17 protein-coding genes and 1 riboswitch are annotated in these 17,201 nt (G+C 55.6%); of the genes, 3 read left to right on the top strand and 14 right to left on the bottom strand.

Features of this window, described 5'->3' with window-relative positions; all coding sequences use genetic code 11:
- Nucleotides 1-641: 641 nt before the first annotated feature.
- Genes NSS83_RS28910 through NSS83_RS28880 form a run of 7 tightly spaced genes read right to left on the bottom strand, consistent with a single transcriptional unit; the run spans nt 642 to nt 7,650 of the window.
- Nucleotides 642-1,307 (bottom strand): precorrin-8X methylmutase, encoded by a 666-nt coding sequence (locus NSS83_RS28910; RefSeq protein ID WP_341346991.1) that lies wholly within the window; start codon nt 1,305-1,307, stop codon nt 642-644.
- A 2-nt stretch (nt 1,308-1,309) separates the two neighbouring features.
- Nucleotides 1,310-2,104: a precorrin-6A reductase gene (gene cobK / locus NSS83_RS28905; RefSeq protein ID WP_341187786.1), complete on the bottom strand. Its 795-nt coding sequence runs from the start codon at nt 2,102-2,104 to the stop codon at nt 1,310-1,312.
- Nucleotides 2,101-4,905, bottom strand: a complete 2,805-nt coding sequence (gene cobJ / locus NSS83_RS28900) for a precorrin-3B C(17)-methyltransferase (protein ID WP_341187785.1) — start codon at nt 4,903-4,905, stop codon at nt 2,101-2,103. Before cobJ ends, cobK begins: the two co-directional genes overlap by 4 nt.
- A gap of 38 nt (nt 4,906-4,943) precedes the next feature.
- On the bottom strand, nt 4,944-5,795 hold the full coding sequence (locus NSS83_RS28895; RefSeq protein WP_341187784.1) for an ABC transporter ATP-binding protein: 852 nt from the start codon (nt 5,793-5,795) through the stop codon (nt 4,944-4,946).
- A gap of 12 nt (nt 5,796-5,807) precedes the next feature.
- Nucleotides 5,808-6,596, bottom strand: a complete 789-nt coding sequence (cbiQ, locus tag NSS83_RS28890) for a cobalt ECF transporter T component CbiQ (RefSeq protein WP_341187783.1) — start codon at nt 6,594-6,596, stop codon at nt 5,808-5,810.
- Nucleotides 6,593-6,886, bottom strand: a complete 294-nt coding sequence (locus NSS83_RS28885) for an energy-coupling factor ABC transporter substrate-binding protein (protein ID WP_341187782.1) — start codon at nt 6,884-6,886, stop codon at nt 6,593-6,595. The genes cbiQ and NSS83_RS28885 overlap by 4 nt, the downstream gene beginning before the upstream one ends.
- Nucleotides 6,886-7,650 (bottom strand): energy-coupling factor ABC transporter permease, encoded by a 765-nt coding sequence (locus tag NSS83_RS28880; RefSeq protein WP_341187781.1) that lies wholly within the window; start codon nt 7,648-7,650, stop codon nt 6,886-6,888. Before NSS83_RS28880 ends, NSS83_RS28885 begins: the two co-directional genes overlap by 1 nt.
- Before the next feature lie 284 nt (nt 7,651-7,934).
- A riboswitch (cobalamin riboswitch) is annotated at nt 7,935-8,129 on the bottom strand.
- 139 nt (nt 8,130-8,268) lie between these two features.
- On the opposite strand from NSS83_RS28880, the gene NSS83_RS28875 reads away from it, so the two are divergent.
- Nucleotides 8,269-9,201, top strand: a complete 933-nt coding sequence (locus NSS83_RS28875; RefSeq protein ID WP_341187780.1) for an ArsR family transcriptional regulator — start codon at nt 8,269-8,271, stop codon at nt 9,199-9,201.
- A 273-nt stretch (nt 9,202-9,474) separates the two neighbouring features.
- Here the strand turns inward: NSS83_RS28875 and NSS83_RS28870 are convergent, their stop codons facing one another.
- From NSS83_RS28870 to NSS83_RS28860, 3 genes are all read right to left on the bottom strand, one after another.
- Complete coding sequence (locus NSS83_RS28870) at nt 9,475-10,128, bottom strand: hypothetical protein (protein WP_341346990.1); 654 nt, start codon at nt 10,126-10,128, stop codon at nt 9,475-9,477.
- Nucleotides 10,129-10,268: 140 nt separating this feature from the next.
- Nucleotides 10,269-10,544, bottom strand: coding sequence for a DUF6171 family protein (locus NSS83_RS28865; protein WP_340022260.1), 276 nt, complete (start codon nt 10,542-10,544; stop codon nt 10,269-10,271).
- Nucleotides 10,545-10,554: 10 nt separating this feature from the next.
- On the bottom strand, nt 10,555-12,048 hold the full coding sequence (locus NSS83_RS28860; protein WP_341187778.1) for an alpha-N-arabinofuranosidase: 1,494 nt from the start codon (nt 12,046-12,048) through the stop codon (nt 10,555-10,557).
- Between the two features lie 188 nt (nt 12,049-12,236).
- Between NSS83_RS28860 and NSS83_RS28855 the strand changes: the two genes are divergently transcribed.
- Together NSS83_RS28855 and NSS83_RS28850 are read left to right on the top strand one after the other, a co-directional pair.
- Entirely contained in the window at nt 12,237-12,650 is a 414-nt protein-coding gene (locus tag NSS83_RS28855; protein ID WP_341187777.1) for a peptide deformylase, read from the top strand.
- Complete coding sequence (locus tag NSS83_RS28850; RefSeq protein ID WP_341346989.1) at nt 12,647-13,624, top strand: hypothetical protein; 978 nt, start codon at nt 12,647-12,649, stop codon at nt 13,622-13,624. The genes NSS83_RS28855 and NSS83_RS28850 overlap by 4 nt, the downstream gene beginning before the upstream one ends.
- Nucleotides 13,625-13,666: 42 nt before the next feature.
- Here the strand turns inward: NSS83_RS28850 and NSS83_RS28845 are convergent, their stop codons facing one another.
- The 4 genes from NSS83_RS28845 to NSS83_RS28830 form a co-directional block, all read right to left on the bottom strand.
- Nucleotides 13,667-14,608, bottom strand: coding sequence for a 5'-3' exonuclease H3TH domain-containing protein (locus tag NSS83_RS28845; RefSeq protein WP_341187775.1), 942 nt, complete (start codon nt 14,606-14,608; stop codon nt 13,667-13,669).
- Between the two features lie 27 nt (nt 14,609-14,635).
- The gene (locus NSS83_RS28840; RefSeq protein WP_036722484.1) at nt 14,636-15,001 is read right to left on the bottom strand and encodes an arsenate reductase family protein; all 366 of its coding nucleotides are present in this window, start codon (nt 14,999-15,001) and stop codon (nt 14,636-14,638) included.
- Between the two features lie 485 nt (nt 15,002-15,486).
- Entirely contained in the window at nt 15,487-16,581 is a 1,095-nt protein-coding gene (locus NSS83_RS28835; RefSeq protein WP_341187773.1) for an RluA family pseudouridine synthase, read from the bottom strand.
- Nucleotides 16,578-17,144, bottom strand: a complete 567-nt coding sequence (locus NSS83_RS28830) for a cob(I)yrinic acid a,c-diamide adenosyltransferase (RefSeq protein WP_341019851.1) — start codon at nt 17,142-17,144, stop codon at nt 16,578-16,580. Before NSS83_RS28830 ends, NSS83_RS28835 begins: the two co-directional genes overlap by 4 nt.
- Between the last annotated feature and the right edge of the window lie 57 nt (nt 17,145-17,201).

Below are 17,201 nucleotides of genomic sequence, written 5' to 3'. Positions count from 1 at the left end.
TCTTCCTGCCCCGCCCCTGCCTCCCCGCTTTCTTGGCTCCGGTTCTGCCTGACGGTGTGTTCGGGTATTTCCTTGGTCATGGCAATCCCTCTTTGCTGATGGTCTAAGAATACATCCTCACAATCTGAACAATCTGCACATTGCTGAAGCCTATCCTCTGAGCGTTCGCCCTGGGCAGGTAACCTGTCTTACTCTCTATATAACCTAATTATACTGCTGCTTTTAAGCAAATCAGGAGATTTTTATACAAATATTTCTATTTCCTCTGGCTTCATTGCACTTTGTACATTAGTTAAACCCCAGATCCGCTAAAAAAGCGAGTCTGCTGCATTTTGTACATTAGAATTTGATGAGGGAGGTGTTATGGAGCGTTTTTTCAGAAATCAAGTGTATGAACTACAACAGAACCGGATTTCTACTATAAAATCACGAATTCTGTTGCACAGAATACAATTAGTGAGTCCACACGCTACCGCCATCCCTAAATTAAGCACATTATCCCGGTCATCGGCGAGAACGCCAGCCACAAATTTCAACTAACATACTGTTAGAACTAAGGAAGTAAATAATTTGAGATAGAACACTTACACCTTATCAGAGTATGACAACGCACCAGTCCTACGCTTGAGCTATCTGATTCGCTAACCCGGCTCGCCCGCCGCCCGGCGGACAGCCAGCAGACTTAATGCATTCACTGCGGCGACCACGATCGTACTGCCGCCTTTGCGGCCGATATTGGTGATGTAGGGAATATCCAGCTTGCGCAGCTCATCCTTGGATTCCGCCGCCGAGACAAAGCCAACGGGCATGCCGATAACAAGACCGGGCTGAGCTTCGCCTGCTTTTATCAGACGGATTAGCTCAAGCAGGGCAGTCGGCGCGTTACCAATGACATAGATTCCCCCAGGTGCCTGGGCGCAGGCCTTGCGCGTTGCGATGATCGCCCTTGTGTTTCCCAGCGCCTTCGCCTCGTCCACCACATCAGGATCTGAAATATGTACCCGGACCTCGCCGCCGTACCGCTGAATCCGTTCCTTGGCAATGCCCGCCTCCACCATCCGCACATCCGCCACAATCGGCTTGCCCCCCAGAATGGCGTTAATTCCCGCCTCAATCGCCCCGGGATGGAACACCAGACTGCGTCCCAGCTCAAAATCAGCCGAAGCATGAATAATCCGCTGCACAATCGGATACTCCAGGCTACTGAAGGAATGCTCCCCCAGCTCCTCCGTAATCATCTGAAAGCTTAGACCCTCTATCTCCTGCGGCTGTACGGTCACCGGCTTGAATTCTGTCCCGAAATCCACATTCATCCCTCTTTCCTGGTCATTAGCAGCGCCTGCTTCACAGCAGCCGTAATCTCATCAAAAGAAACAAACACCGTTCCGCCATCCCCAAACGACAGCCCCGGCCGCATAATCAGAATCACATATAACCCCATATCCAGCGCAGCATGCAGCTTTTCATCCACCGAGCCCTCAGCTCCGCTCTCCTTGGTAATCATCACCCGGGTGCCATACTGCCGGTACAAGGCCTCATTCATCTCTCTGCTAAAAGGGCCCTGAAGCGCAATAATATTCCGCTGCTCAATCCCAAGGGCTTGGCACTTCTCCAGATTCTCCAGACAAGGCAGCAGCCTTACGGTCAGCCGGATCTCTGGATCTCCCAGCAGCTCCTCCGCGAAAATCTCCAACGTTTTGCCGCCGGTAGTCAGCATCACTGAGCCCTTCAGCTCCTTAGCCTTGCGCGCAGCCTCCTCATACGAATGCACAAGCAACAGCCGGGGATGGCTGTTATAGATAAGACTCTGCCGCTCATAGCGGAAGTAAGGCAATCCCAGCGCAGCAGCAGCTTCCATCGCATTGGCATGAGCCTCCAGCGCAAAAGGATGGCTGCCGTCCACCACGGCCCGGTATCCGCCCGCTTGCAGCAACGAGATCATCGCCGCACGGTCCAGTCTGCCGACACGGGTGCGGATGCCTGCGGCCGCAAGGCGTTCTGCCCCGCTGGGCGTCACTACGCTGGCCTGCAGCGGCAGGCCTTGGCGCGTAAGGCTCTGTGCCAGCTCCCGTGCGTCGCTGGTGCCGCATAACATGAAGATCATCGCGGCTGGCGAAGCGCCAGGTCGTCTGCCGGAGCTGCCGCCTCCGTTACATCATGCTGCCCATGCCGCCCATGCTGACCATGATGCGCACGCTCGTAATGTGCATGCTCATGCTGCTCATGACAGTTATGCTCATGCGTGTGCCCATGTTCATCATGCTCGTGATGTGCATGCTCATGATTACCATGCCCGCAATGCCCATGTTCCCCGTGACAGTGATGGACATGCGCGTGCTCCTCATGCCTGTGATTTGCATACACTTGATGTTCATGCCCATGATGCCCATGCTCGTGATGCTCATGGTGCCCATGCGCATGTCCATGCTCCCCATGCCCCTCCTCACCATGATGGTGATGGTGGTGATGCAAAGAGGCTGCATCGCGGTATTTGCAGTTATCGCAGTTGCTGAAGGCACGGCCTTCCAGCGTCTCCCCGATCCGCTCTGTCAGCATATCCACCAGCAGCGGATGTGCGCCCAGTGTGCCGCCGATCTCCACTTCAAGCCCGGGGTGCTCAGCTGCAAACTGCGCCACTCTCTCAGCGAACTGCTGCATTAGCACTCCGGTAAACAGCAGGTACGGGAGAACGATAATTCTCCGCGCACCCAGCGCCAGGCAGCGTTCAAGCCCATCCGGAAGCGACGGCTTGGCGATGGCAATGAAGCAGCTTTCCACGCTGCGGTAGCCTGTTTTCTCCCAGAGCATCCGGCTTATTTTATACAAATCGCTGTTAGCATCCGGGTCACTGCCCCCGCGCCCCATCAACAGCACGATGGTGTCCTTATCCTCTATCTTGGATACACCGTTCCCGCGCAGCTCCAGGTCCATTCCGCCAGCCGCCTTCTCCTGCGACAATGGAAGTCGTTCTGCTTCCTGAATCCGCTCCAGCAGAATATCCACGGCACGGTCCTGCACCCCCAGCGGGCGTCCGTAGATGAACTTCACCCCGGGATATCTCTGCTTGGCCTCATCAATGGCCATTGGAATATCAAGCTTGGAATGCCCCGCCGCGAACAAAATAATCGGTACAACGTATATCTCCGCCGCACCGCCCTCGATACATCTCGCAATGCCGCCAGCGATGGAAGGTGAGGCCAGCTCGATGAAACAAGTCTCGACCTTCAGCTCCGGCTTACGGGCCGCGAGCAGGCGGGTAAATTCCAGCAGCTCCTCATTTCCCGCTTGAACCCGGCTCCCGTGTCCCACCAGCAATACCGTTCTCATCGTCTGCACTCCTTCGATGTTGTTATTGTTGCCGGATGTATGGGCTACACTCCCGATTGCGCTGTCCATCCGTTCCCGGAACGCATGATACCGCTCCTGCTCCCGGCCATTTATCCTATATTCCTCAACTGCCGCAGCTACAGCGGCTACCGCTTGCTCCTCGTCCATCCCTTCACGCACCAAAATCCCTGCATGGGCGCCCCGCCCGGACTTCTTGCCGCCGAGATACAGCTCATAGCTGCCGCGCGACATTACCAGCCCGATGTCATCCAGCACAGCGGAGCTGCAAGCCATCCCGCAACCGGCTACGCTGATGTGCAGCTCTCTGGGCACAGCCATTCCATGCAGCAGGGTGTGTAGCCGGACAGCAGCACTTAACGCTCCGCTTCTGCGCAGCTCGCAGAATCCGCAGGTCTTCACCTTCACGTAATCTCCAGGCGTACTTACATTCAGTCCGGCCTCCAGCAGCCTTGCTCCTGCCTCTGCTTCTTCACTCCGGCTGCCGCGCAGCAGGAAATACCCGTCCTTCGTATAGATCAATTGCCCATCGCTGCCTGCAAGCTCAGCCAGCAGCTTCATCTGCTCACCGCTGAAGCTGCGGCTGCCGGCTGCGGGAGCAATCTCCAGCTCGAAGGAAGAACCGGTGGATGCCGGCAGACGATCGGACAAGCTCCGCAGCCGCTCCACCTGCGGAGCAGCAGCCAGGCTCTGCGCAGCCGCCTCTTCCGCCCGCCCGGACTCCGCCGCAGCCAGCGACCACGGCTCTGCGGCTGTACGCAGCCGCTCGTGCGGCTTCAGCGTCTGCGTCTGTGCCCCAAGACTGTACTTGCGTTCATATCCGCGCGGCGTAATCATCAGGTCCTCATAGACAACGGTAGCAGAGTTGCCGACCACCACGGTTGAGAGCATGCCAATCTCATGCTCCAGCATATCCTGCAGTGTGGTTACGATTGTCTGCTGGCGGTCACGGTAGGCGCTCTTGACAATGCCTACCGGCGTAGCCGGATCACGGTAACGCAGCAGAATATTGCGTGCTTCTTCAATCTGGCGCGTCCGTCTGCCGCTGCGCGGATTATAGAACGCAATGACGAAATCCGCTGCCCCCGCCGCCTCCACACGCGCAGCAATGCTCTCCCAGGGCGTAAGATGGTCACTTAGGCTGATCGTGCAGGAATCATGCATAACCGGCGCCCCCAGCAGTGAGGAGCAGGACTGGATCGCCGATATTCCCGGAACCACCTCAACCTGCACTCCCTCGGAGCGGCTCCAGCCGCGTTCGATCAACACCTCGTAGACCAGCCCTGCCATTCCATAGACACCGGCATCCCCGCTGGAGATTACTGCAATGGTCTGACCCGCCTCTGCTCTGCGGACGGCCTCCTGGGCCCGGCTGACCTCCTCGGTCATTCCCGTACCAACAATCTCCTGGTGCCGCAGCAGCGGCCGGATCAGATCTACATAAGTGGTATAGCCGATGACTGCCTCGCTCTCATCCAGCGCAGCCAGTGCACGGCCGGTAATATGCTCCAGCGCTCCGGGGCCGAAGCCGATAATCAGCAGTTTCCCTTGTTTATTCATTCCTCTTCCCCCGTTCATCATGTGAAACCTATAGATTTTTATATTTTAAGCGCAAGCAGCTTATGCAGCTTCACTTTGAATTCGCCGGCGGTGCGGGGAGCGCTCTGCCCTGCGGTCAGGCTGGCTGGCAGGCTGAACCATAAATCAGCCAGCAGCGGCAATCCCAGCCCGATGGACAATAGCTCCTCCCGTCCCGCAAAAATCTCCTCCGGCGTCCCCGACGCCCGGCATCTTCCATGCTCCAGTACAATAATCCAGTCCGCCCAGCGGTAGGCCAGGTCCATATCATGCGTAGCCATAACTATGGTTGTCCCTTTATCATGTATGGCTTCAAGTCCCTTCAGCATCTGTGTTTCCGATAACGGGTCCAGATACGAGGTCGGCTCATCCAGCAGAATCAGCTCCGGCTCCATAGCCAGCACACCGGCGAGTGCCGTGCGTTTCTTCTGGCCCAGGCTAAGCTGGTGAATCGGTTTATCGCCCAGATCGGTCAGATTCAGCAGTTCCATGACTTCCCGGCAGCGCGCAGCAATAGCCGGTTCAGCCATGCCGCTGCCGCGCAGCCCGAATGACACATCCTCCAGCGGTGTGCTGAGGATCAGCTGCTGCTCGGGGTCCTGGAAGACCAGGCCCACTCTCCGCCGCAGAGCGGCCAGCTCTTTTTTGGAGTAGGATAATGCCTTCCCTCCTTGCACAACCGTACCCTGCTGCGGGCGCAGAATGCCGACGGCATGCAGGAAGAGCGTCGATTTGCCTGAACCGTTATGCCCAAGCACCGCCGTCTTGCTGCCTGCTGGAATGGAGAACGTCAGTTCATGCAGCGCAGGCTCCTTCGTATCCGGGTAATGGAACGCCACTCCGTCACAAGCCAAGCTAGATTCCTGATCCATGGCCGGCTCCTTTCATGTATTAGAGATAAAGTACGCTTCAGCCAGCAGCAGCAGCGCAATACCGGCATAAGCCTGGATTGAATAGCGCCGCGGCACAGGACGCGCTGTATATGGCGGGAGAATAATCTCGTCTGTGAATCCGCGCGCCAGCAGCCCCTGCGATAATCCGTAATAACGGTGCATCGTGTTGCCGAACAACGCTCCTGCCATGGCCGCAGTCTCCCGCAGTCTAGCCTTGTAGCCACGGCGGCCTCCGCGCAGTCTGCGGGCCAGCAGCAGACCATGCGCTGCATCACTCAGCAGGAACAGGAAGCGGTACATAATCAGCATCAGCTCCAGGACAATCTGCGGCATCCGCAGCCTGCGCAGCACCTGCAAAAGCTCACTAAACGGAGTAGTGAACATCAGGAAAAAGAAACAGCTCATGCAAGCAGAGATTCTGGCCAGCAGCCCCCCTGCCCGCTGAAGCCCCGCCGCTGTAACATATACCGGAAGGTTCAGTCCCGGAAGCGGGAATATACCAGCCTGACCCGCTGCCGGATGCCCGAATTCCACGAGCAGTGCCGGTACGCTAAGCGCATAGAACAGCAGCGCTGTGCCGAACAGCATGCCATAAGCACGGAAGGGAATACGGGCCTGCAATACACACCAGGACATCATCCATAGGGTGATTGCAGCCTGCAGTACCGGATGTACGGTGTAAGAGAGCAGGAACATCAGGGCTGCGAACGAGCTTTTCCACATAGGGGACAACTGGCGCAGCGCATTATTGTAGGAGAGAACGTCAATCCGCCGGATCACTTGCTGCTATGCTGCTTCGTCCCGCCTTGCTTGCCCTTGAGCAGCCCCAGGGTATAACCGATCACTCCGGCACCAATCGCTGCCTGCAATGCAAACAGCATACTCTCCGTCTCCCCCGGGAGCTCAGTCAGCGGCTTGAACCACGGCTTATAATCAGGATTAATCTCGGTAATTACACCTTCAGCCGCATCATCCGCCCCGCCGAATTCCCCGTTGACCAGCAGCAGCGGCAGAATAACCAGCAGAATAACAACCAGCAGCATCAGTCCGTTTTTCATTTTATTGCTCATTAGGCTCTTCCTCCGTTCACCTTGCGTTTCAGCAGCGACAATTCATTCGGGCTATACGATTTCAGCCAATTCCACAGCAGTACCGTCAACAACCCTTCACTGATGGCCAGCGGGATTTGCGTCACGGCAAAGATTCCCCCGAATTTGAGAAAAGAAGCCAGAACGCCGCCATCCGCCGCCGGAAAAGCCACCGCCAGTTGAAAGGAAGTCACTACATACGTACTCAGATCAGCTACCGCTGCCGCACAGAACAAAGCCAGCTTCTCGCGGTCCGGCAGCTTCATCATCAGCTTATACACGGCATATCCGGCAAAAGGACCCGCCACCGCCATCGAGAACGCATTGGCCCCAAGCGTAGTGATCCCGCCGTGCGCCAGCAGCAGCGCCTGAAACAGCAGGACAATCGAGCCGATTACGCTCATGGGCAGCGGCCCCAGCATTACCGCACCCAGTCCGGTACCGGTTGGGTGGGAGCTGCTTCCGGTAACGGAAGGCATTTTGAGCGCGGACAGAACGAAGGTAAACGCCCCGGCCAGACCCAGCAGCAGCTTCAGCTCCGGGTTCTCCCGGGTCATGACTCTCAGCTTGAAGATTCCCAGCACAAAGAACGGGATAAACGCCGCCCACCAGAACACCGCCCAGCCTACCGGCAGGAATCCTTCCATAATGTGCATCGCGCGGGCCGTACCCGGTTCGTTCAGCATAAAGTAGACCGTAAATCCGGCAACCAGTGCCGCAAAGCTCCACCCTCTGTGTTTTTTCATTTGTCACCCTCCATGTTTGTTGATTTCCCAATCTAAGATCATAAAGCCCAAAAAACCCACCCTAAAGGGTGGGAGTGTATGTACGCAGGCAAATTCGATGGAGTGCGCAGCCTGAAGCCAAGCAGAACAAGGGGCTTACTTCGTCCCATCACTATGGTCCGTATCCTTGTATCCCGCAGCTATCAACCGGTGCCCTCGCTAAGCTCCAAGATTCCTCCGGTCCATCAGGGCAGAACGCCTCTTCTCATTAACCTATCCGTACACCGCTCCTATCCGCGTAGAGTCGTGGTGTGCGTCGACAAGGTAGGTCTCCTGGCTTGGAATACAGGCGCCGCAGGCTTCGTCTTCCCCGGGGCTTCCCGAGTGACCTCATGAAGTGCAGCTCTTCCATACAGTGGCGGGACCGCTCGGGAGTTGCACCCGATTCCCTGTTATCCCTTGCCGCATCCGGCAAGAGCACCTTGTTTCATCGCTAATTCATCTCACATCATAGCGGACCCGGCTCAGCGTGTCTGTGATATAAATTGGAAAAGCTGTCCTGCAGCCAATCATGGCTTGTAGAAATTTTATTTGAGTAATATAATTATTAACTATATAACTTGAACGTGGAGGCATCTGATGAAACTTGATCTAACCGAACAATCCCTGCCCGTGTACGAGGCCCTGTCCAGTACCGTGCGTCTGCACATGCTGCGGCTGCTGTCCGATAAGCCCATGAACGTGAAGGAGCTGGCCGCAGCCCTCAAGCTCAGCAGTGCGATTATGACCATGCATGTGCGAAAGCTGGAAGCCGCCGGGCTGATCACCAGCCACATGGCTCCCGGTAAAAGCGGGCTGCAGAAGATTTGTACACTGGCCGCCGACGGGGCAGAGATTGTTTTTCCGGGACAAGCCCGGACTCCGCGCAGAGGATACCGCAAGGACATCCCGGTGGGGCATTATTCCGACTTCCAGATCGAGCCTACCTGCGGACTGTCTACGACGGAGAGGGTCATCGGGCACTTCGACGATCCCCGTTACTTCTGGGACCAGGAGCGGGTGAACGCCGGAATTCTTTGGTTCGGCAAGGGGTTCGTCGAGTATAAAATCCCGAATTTCCTGCTGTCCAGCCAGCAGCCGGAGGAGCTTGCCATCACGATGGAGATCGCCTCCGAAGCCCCGTCGATTAACAATAACTGGCCGTCGGATATTACCTTCACGCTGAACGGACAATCGCTTGGCTTCTGGACCAGCCCCGGTGACTACGGAGATAATCCGGGAAAATACACCCCGGCCTGGTGGCCTGCACTCACCAATCAATACGGCCTGCTCAAGCAGCTGCGGATTACGCAGTCGGGCACCTTCATGGACGGGCAAAAGCTGTCGGAAGTCACCCTCGATCAGGTAGGCATCCGTAACAAACAATGGACCTTCCGGCTCTCTGTCGAGGAGGATGCCGAGCACATCGGCGGTCTCACCCTGTTCGGGAAAGGCTTCGGTAACTACAACGAGGATCTGGTGTTTGAGCTGTTTTATACGGATGGTGTGGCAGATTTGCCGGGTTCTTTATGAAAGCCTGATTAGGGTGTTTAGATGGCGTAGGTAGGTAGGTAGGTAGGTAGGTAGGTAGGTAGGTAGGTAGGTAGGTAGGTAGGTAGGTAGGGGGGATTGATTAGTTAGACTAATTAGGTAGTTTTCATTTCAGCTACTTTTGGAGCCAATACCCCTCAGTTCTGCTTCACGCCCACTTTTGGCCGATTCAGGTGCACTAATGCTCTTCATTTCCGCTCATCGCCCACTTTCAGCAAATTCAGGGGCACTAATGCCCTCCCAACATCCAACCCGTCAGCCTCTCACCCCACCAACGGGATTTATCCCTTTCATTTCCTCCACCAGCCCACTTTCCGCCGCACCAGAGGGATTTATCTCTCTCATTTCCTCCTCCAGCCCACTTTCCGCCGCACCAGAGGGATTTATCCTTCTCATTTCCTCATCCAGCCCACTTTCCACCGCACCAAGGGGATTTATCCCTCTCATTTCCTCCTCCAGCCTACTTTCCGCCGCACCAGAGGGATTTATCCCTCTCATTTCCTCATCCAGTCCACTTTCTGCCGCATCAGTGGGATTTATCCCTCTCATTTCCTCCTCCAGCCCTCTTTCCGCCGCAACAATGGGATTTATCCTTCTCATTTCCTCATCCAGTCCACTTTCTGCCGCATCAGTGGGATTTATCCCTCTCATTTCCTCCACCAGCCCTCTTTCCGCCGCACCAATGGGATTTATCCTTCTCATTTCCTCATCCAGTCCACTTTCTGCCGCATCAGTGGCATTTATCCCTCTCATTTCCTCATCCAGCCCTCTTTCCGCCGCACCAATGGGATTTATCCCTCTCATTTCCTCATCCAGCCCACTTCTCACCGCATCAGTGGGATTTATCCCTTTTACTTCGCCACCTTCGCCTCCTCTAACACTTTCATCTCCCTTCCCCCGCTCCACCACAACGCACCAAAAGCCCCTCCAACCGCAGCATTGTGCAGGTTGGAGGGGCTTTTGGTGATCGATGCATCTCTTATGGCAAGAGCGGCTTCTAGCCTATCTTTTGGGCCTGCCCCTTGCCGTTAAGCATCAGGCGTGGGCCGTCATTCCGCCACCGGCTGCCACTTGCCGCCGCCCGGCAACGGACAGCTGCGGGCCTTCAGCCGGGCCACGACAGGAATGATACAGCCGCAGGCGGTACAGGTCACGCCATCCTGCAGCTTCGGGCAGGTCCCGCAGATCGCCAGCCGCTCGGCATAGACCTCATCGGAAGCCGAATTGCCGGGATTGAACATGGAGGACGCCAGAATGCGGGCAATCTGCGCTTCCGTGACCTTGTACTCCTCCCGGCAGCCTTTGCAGGTTGAAGTGGTCGTCATCCTGCGTTCCTTACGCCTTCGGAGTAATTTCCAGAACGGTTACCGACATTGGCGGCAGTTCTACAGTAAGGGTGTCTCCTTCAAGCTTGAAGGCACTGAATGCCTGTGGTTTTACAGCTTCCGGCTGCTCAAAGCTATTGTGGGCATCGATGGAAGCTCCGGCCAGCGTCGTTCCGCTTACGGATGCTTGTCCAGCCAATCCGCGCAGCTCCAGCGGCAGGGTTGCCGATGCTGCATGATTCAGGTTACACAGGCTGACATGGATTACGCCTTCTGCGGTTACAGAAGCGGAAGCCGATACTTCAGGAATCTCTACTCCCTCATAGCTGTATACCGGGCTGTCCACAGTCAGCTCCAGCAATTCTGCATCCTGATGCACCTTGTACATGTTGAATACATGGTAGGTTGGGGTCAGGAGCATTTTCTCGCCTTCGGTCAGAATAACGGCCTGCAGCACGTTCACGGTCTGGGCAATGTTCGCCATCCGTACACGGTCACTGTGCTTGTGGAAAATATTCAGCGTCAAGCCGGCCACCAGCGCATCGCGGATCGTGTTCTGCTGGTACAGGAAGCCCGGGTTGGTACCCGGCTCTACATCGTACCAGGTGCCCCATTCGTCAACGATCAGGCCCACTCTTTTCTCAGGATCGTATTTGTCCATGATGGCGATATGGCGGGTAACCAGCTCATCCATGAACAGTGCCTTCTTCAACGTTGTGAAGTATTCGTCTGTTCCGAAGCCTGTAGCCGCGCCCTTATGATTCCAGTCCGAAGTAGGCAGGGTGTAGTAGTGCAGGGTGATCGAATCCATGAAGCGGGTAGCTTCACGCATCAATACTTCCGTCCAGTTATAGTCATCCGCATTCGCCCCGCAGGCGATCCGGTGGATCTTGTTGTCTCCATAGTTGCGCACATATGTCTGATATTGGCGGTACAGGTCAGCGTAGAATTCAGGACGCATGTTACCACCGCAGCCCCAGTTCTCGTTGCCCACGCCAAAATATTTCACGCTCCAGGCATCTTCCTGGCCGTTCTTCTGACGCAGCTCGGCCATTGGTGAGACTCCGTTGAAGGTCAGGTACTCAACCCACTCGGACATCTCTTGAACAGTTCCGCTACCTACGTTACCGTTGATGTACGGCTCGCAGCCCAGCATCTCGCAGAGGAGCATGAATTCATGCGTACCGAAATGGTTATTCTCTACCGCACCGCCCCAGTGTGTGTTGATCATCCGCTTGCGCTCTTCGCTCGGGCCGATACCGTCCTTCCAGTGGTACTCATCGGCGAAGCAACCGCCCGGCCAGCGCAATACCGGAATTTTCATTTCCTTAAGCGCTTCCACTACGTCGTTGCGGATACCCTTGGTGTTCGGAATAGGGGAATCTTCGCCTACCCAGATGCCTTCATAGATACAGCGTCCAAGATGCTCAGCGAAATGTCCGTAGATGTTGCGGTCAATCTTACCTTTGCGGATGTCGGTGTTCAGTACAATGCGTTCTGCCATGGGAAGTTAACGCTCCTCTTTAAGTTAATATATTTGTTAATCATTTAACACTTATATTAACATTATAATCAAGCTTCCTCCGGTTCGTCAATCTTTATCTTAACCAGCAACTCCCGCATTCCCACATTTCACTTCCCCGCCAAAAATGATATTATGGACACACAAATACAGCACAACTGGAGAGTATAATGATCAGACCTATCAGTAAAGATATATCGCTGCTTAGCCAGAAATCTGCTCTTGCCACGGAAAAGGATCTGCCCGTGTTAATGGATCTTGTGGAGACGCTGAACGCCAACTCCGACCGGTGCGTCGGCATGGCTGCGGACATGATTGGCGTCAACAAACGCATCATAGCCATCCGCGTGGAGCAGCAATTGACGATTTCGATGATCAATCCGGTGATCGTCAAGCGCACCCGTCCTTACGACACCGAGGAAGGCTGCCTGTCGCTTGAAGGCGTACGCCCGGCGAAACGATACGACTACATTGAGGTAGAATACTTCGACTCTAATTTCAAGAAGCACCGGGATAGCTTTACCGGATTTACGGCGCAGGTTATCCAGCATGAGGTGGATCACTGCGAGGGTATTGTCATTTGAGCCGGGACGCCAAATCGCAAACCTTCAGTAAGGCTGCCGCTGAGCAAATTTTGAGGAATGAGACCGATACCCGTACCCTTTTGTCAGAATATCCGGAGTACAAAGACGAGGTGCTGCTTGAGATCAATGCCCTGTCGAGCCACAAACGGGCCAACCTGATCCAAAATTTGCTCGCCAGCTATACAAGCAGCGCCAAAATAGCGAAGAGCAAAATTGTCAAAAGCGGCTTTAATCAAACCACCATTAACGCTTTTCTTCCTAATATTATTAAAGCCCGCTTCGCCATTTATCTGATCGAACAGCTGCAACTCGCGGTGTCCGCCGAATCAGCCTCCGGGCCTGTCCGGTTCAATCTCTGGGATGGTTATATCCTGCAGAAGCTCCTGTTCAAGGAAAAGCTTGTCCGCAAGCCTGTATCGCTCCCTCTGTTCCGGGTATGCTGGAAGCTGATTATCCGACCCAAAGTGCTGATGCCGCTTGTCAATAAACAGGGAATCTATTGCTTCTACTCCCGTTCGTTGATCAAGCGTTTGTCCGCTCTGATCGGAGACAAGGCGTGCCTGGAGATCGGAGCGGGTGACGGTACTTTGACAAGATTCCTTAATGATAACGGCACAGCCTGCCGGGCAACTGATGATTATAGCTGGGCGCATTATATCACCTACCCCGATTTTGTGGAAAAAGCCGATGCCAAAGCCGCCTTGAGCAAATATGCTCCAAAGGTTGTACTTTGTTCCTGGCCGGTGCCCGGCAACCCGTATGAGAAGCATGTTTTTAATACAGATTCTGTAGAGTTGTACATTGTAATCGGCACAAGAGACCCGGCAATCACCGGTGACTTCGACGCATATGATAAGGCTAAGCATTTCAGCATGGAGCTGAATGAGGAATTATCCCGCCTGCTAGTGCCGCCCTCTGAGGACAATGCGGTCTATCTCTTCACACGCAAACAAGACAGTACACACTCACGATAGTGAGTATCTACTGTCTTGTTTGGTTTGCTGTCTATTCCGGCTTCAGCCCAGATCCCCCAGCTCAATCTGCACGATTCCCCGGTCATCCCGTTCCTCAGCAATTCCGCCGATCAGATGCATCAGGCTGCCGAACTCCAGCTCATTGAACTTGCGTGCGGCGTTATCCCGCTGCAGCTCCCAGAGACATTCGGCCAGCTCGCATACTATCGGCACATCGCAGCGGATTTCCGCCAGCTCCCGTGAGAGATGCAGCATGTCGAGATCCGCTTCAATCTTGGCGCGTACGCCCTTGGGCAGCAGATGCAGGTTCTCGATAACCCCTTCCACCGTGCCGTATTCCGTCAGCAGCTTGGTGGCCGTCTTCTCGCCTATGCCCTTCACTCCGGGATAATTATCGCTGGTGTCGCCCATGAAGCCCTTCAGGTCGATCACCTGCGCAGGAGTGAGGCCCCGTTCTTCCAGCAATTCCGCTGGATCGTACACTTTATAGTTGGAGCGGCCTTTTTTCATAATCACGACCTTGACGCTGTCATTCACCAGTTGCAGCATGTCGTGGTCCCCCGTAAGAATGTAGACCTCCGACTCCCCGCTGTAGCATGAAGCCAGTGTGCCGATGCAGTCATCTGCCTCATAACCAACCAGACCGATATTCGGCACGCCCAGCTCCGCCACAACCTCCTTCACGAGGTCAAACTGAGGGATCAGCTCCAGCGGCGCGTCAATACGATTAGACTTATACCCTTCATACTTCTCCGAGCGGAACGTGCCCTTGCCCATATCCCAGCAGCAGACGACATGTGAAGGCTCAAACGTACTCACCGCGTCGAAAAAATACTGCAAAAATCCATACACCGCATTCGTCGGCAGCCCGGCGCGGGTCTTGCGGATATATCCACCATAAGAGGTAGCATAAAAAGCGCGGAACAGCAGAGCCATTCCATCGACGATCATAACCCGGCCCTTCATTTCTGTTGCTGTGCTCATGTGTAACCTCTCCTTGTATTCCTTCATTTAGGCGTTGCTCCAAGCTTCGGCGTACTGGTCTTCCTTGTAGCCTACGGTAACCTTCTTGCCGTCAGTAACTACCGGACGCTTGATCAGCATCCCATGTGCGGACAGCAGCGCAAGCTGCTCGTCTTCGCTTAAGTCTGCAAGCTTGTCCTTCAGGCCAAGCTCCCGGTACACCTCACCACTTGTATTAAAAAACTTCTTCAGCGGCAGGCCGCTGTGCTTCACCAGCACGCGTAGCTCCTCCACAGTTGGCGGCTGCTCAGCGATATGCTGCAGCTCCAGCTCATGCCCTGCTTCCTTCAGCCATTTCACTGCGCTGCGGCAGGTGCTGCATTTCGGATATTGATATACCTTGAGGTCACTCATCGGGTTCTCCTTCTATTATAAAGTGAAGCAGGGATGCTAGTTCTAAAGATCGTCCCTGCTGTTTATTTTGTTGGGGTCGTCTGCATAGCGGCGGCTTTTACTCCACCGGTACTACGACAGACATTACGACCGACCTCAATAGATGGAAAATGTACAATTATTCCTTCCAAATCCGCATCGCGGGAGGAAATAGTTGGATTTCCGGCACTTAAATCGGGAAAAAATTGTTACTTTGCGAGTATGGGGCAATTTTAGTTGTACTTTTTCCACTTGCTTGCCGCAGAGCCTTCATATAGCTGAAAATAAGTGCAGCCTGGCACTTATTTGCCTGCTGGTGTACTCCAGTGGCGGCAGAAAGGTTACTCTATGAGCGGTCGGCGCATGTCAAAGGCTGCATGCTGCTTAGCCTCTTCCTCTGGTTGTAGCCAGCCAAGCTGCACGGTGTTGCAACTGGAAGCTGTGCCCCGGATAGGTCCGGCACTTCCTTACCGTGCCGACTGCCGCAGCTTCTCCTGCAGCAGCGCCATATCCGTTGGCAGCGGAGCCTCGAAGACCAGTTCGGCATGCGTCACCGGATGCCGGAAGGCCAGCCGCACCGCATGCAGCGCCTGGCGCGGAATGGCCGCGTCCAGCTCCGCGATCTGCGCGAGCCGGGCGGCTTCGCCCGGCGACAGCGCGGTGCCGCCTGCGGTCACCGCCTGCTCTTGCACCGGCCGCTCCTCGCCGCCTGCGGTCAGCGCCGACTCTCCCGCACGTTCGCCCGGCGCTGACGCCTTCGAGCGGCCGCCAGCCGCCTGCCCATACAGCGGGTGACGGTACATCCCGTCACCGATCAGCGGGCAGCCGACCGATCCCATATGCACCCGGATCTGGTGGGTGCGCCCGGTCTCCAGCTTCAGCTCTACGCGCGAAGCTGCCTCGCCATAGACCTCCTTGACCTCATAACGGGTCAAGGAGGGATAACCATCCGGCGTCACAATCCGCCGGTGTGGCTCCAGCGGGTCGCGGTCGATCGGACCGTCGATATCCCCGCTAGGCAGAGCAGGCACGCCGTGTACGAACGCGGTATACCGCTTGTCCACCGTGCCGGCGATCATCTGCTCGGAGATGTGCTGGTGGCTGTACGGGTTCTTGGCAATCACCAGCACCCCGGAGGTCTCCTGGTCCAGCCGGTGTACGGGGCGGAAGCGAACCCGCTCGCCTTTCTCAGCCCAGTAATGAACTACTCCGTTCGCCAGGGTCTCGGTATAATGGCCGTGGGTCGGATGGACAATCATTCCTGCGGCCTTGCTTACCACAAGCAGATGCCCGTCCTCATACAGAATCTCGAAGGGAATCGGCTGCGGCAAAATATCCTCTGACGTCTCCTCCTCCATCCGGATCTGGACCTCATCCCCGCTGCTGACCTTGACGCTGATATAGACACGCTCTCCGTTCAGGGTAATGCCGAGGTCGGTCATTTTGAGCCGGGAGAGCAGCTTGCGGGAGACATCCATCCGCTTCTGCAGGATGGTTTTGAGCAGCCAGCCGTCTTCAAGCGGCGGCACTATATAAGAGATGGGCGGATAATAGCTGGTCATTTGTTCCGGAACACCTTTTTGCTGCGCAGATATTCTACTTCAGCAATCTCCAGCCGGGTGTTGGCAGCACGGGCCAGAGCGAAGAAATAGTCAGACAGCCGGTTCAGATAGATTACCGCCTCAGGGTTAATCTCCGCACTGCGGCCCAGCGTCACTGCCCGGCGCTCGGCCCGGCGGCAGACCGTCCGGCAGACATGCAGCACCGAGGACAGCTGGCTTCCGCCGGGCAGAATGAAGCGCTCCAGCTCCGGATTCTCGGCCTGAAGCGCATCGATCCAGCCTTCCAGGCGGGTAGCCATCTCGCTTTTCACCTTATAGCGGTTCTCACTCAGCTTCACGAATGCCAGATCCGATCCACAGTCAAACAGCTCATGCTGAATCTCCAGCAGCTGCTCACGGACATCTAGAAACCGCTCATCCTCCATCAGGCTCCGTGCCTGGCCAACGAAGCAGTTGAGCTCGTCAATGGTGCCGTAAGCCTCGACGCGGACATCGTCCTTGCCTACCCGGCCGCCAATCACCGAGGTCTCGCCCTTATCCCCCGTACGCGTATAGATCGCCATGATACTTCCCTCCTAAGTTGCAAATCACATAGTAATAGTGTAATCGTTCTTAGGTAG

Source organism: Paenibacillus sp. FSL H3-0469 (assembly GCF_038051945.1).
GTDB lineage: Bacteria > Bacillota > Bacilli > Paenibacillales > Paenibacillaceae > Paenibacillus_AQ.
The sequence above is the reverse complement of the archived record's forward strand: the minus strand, read 5'-3'. Positions and strand labels throughout refer to the sequence as shown.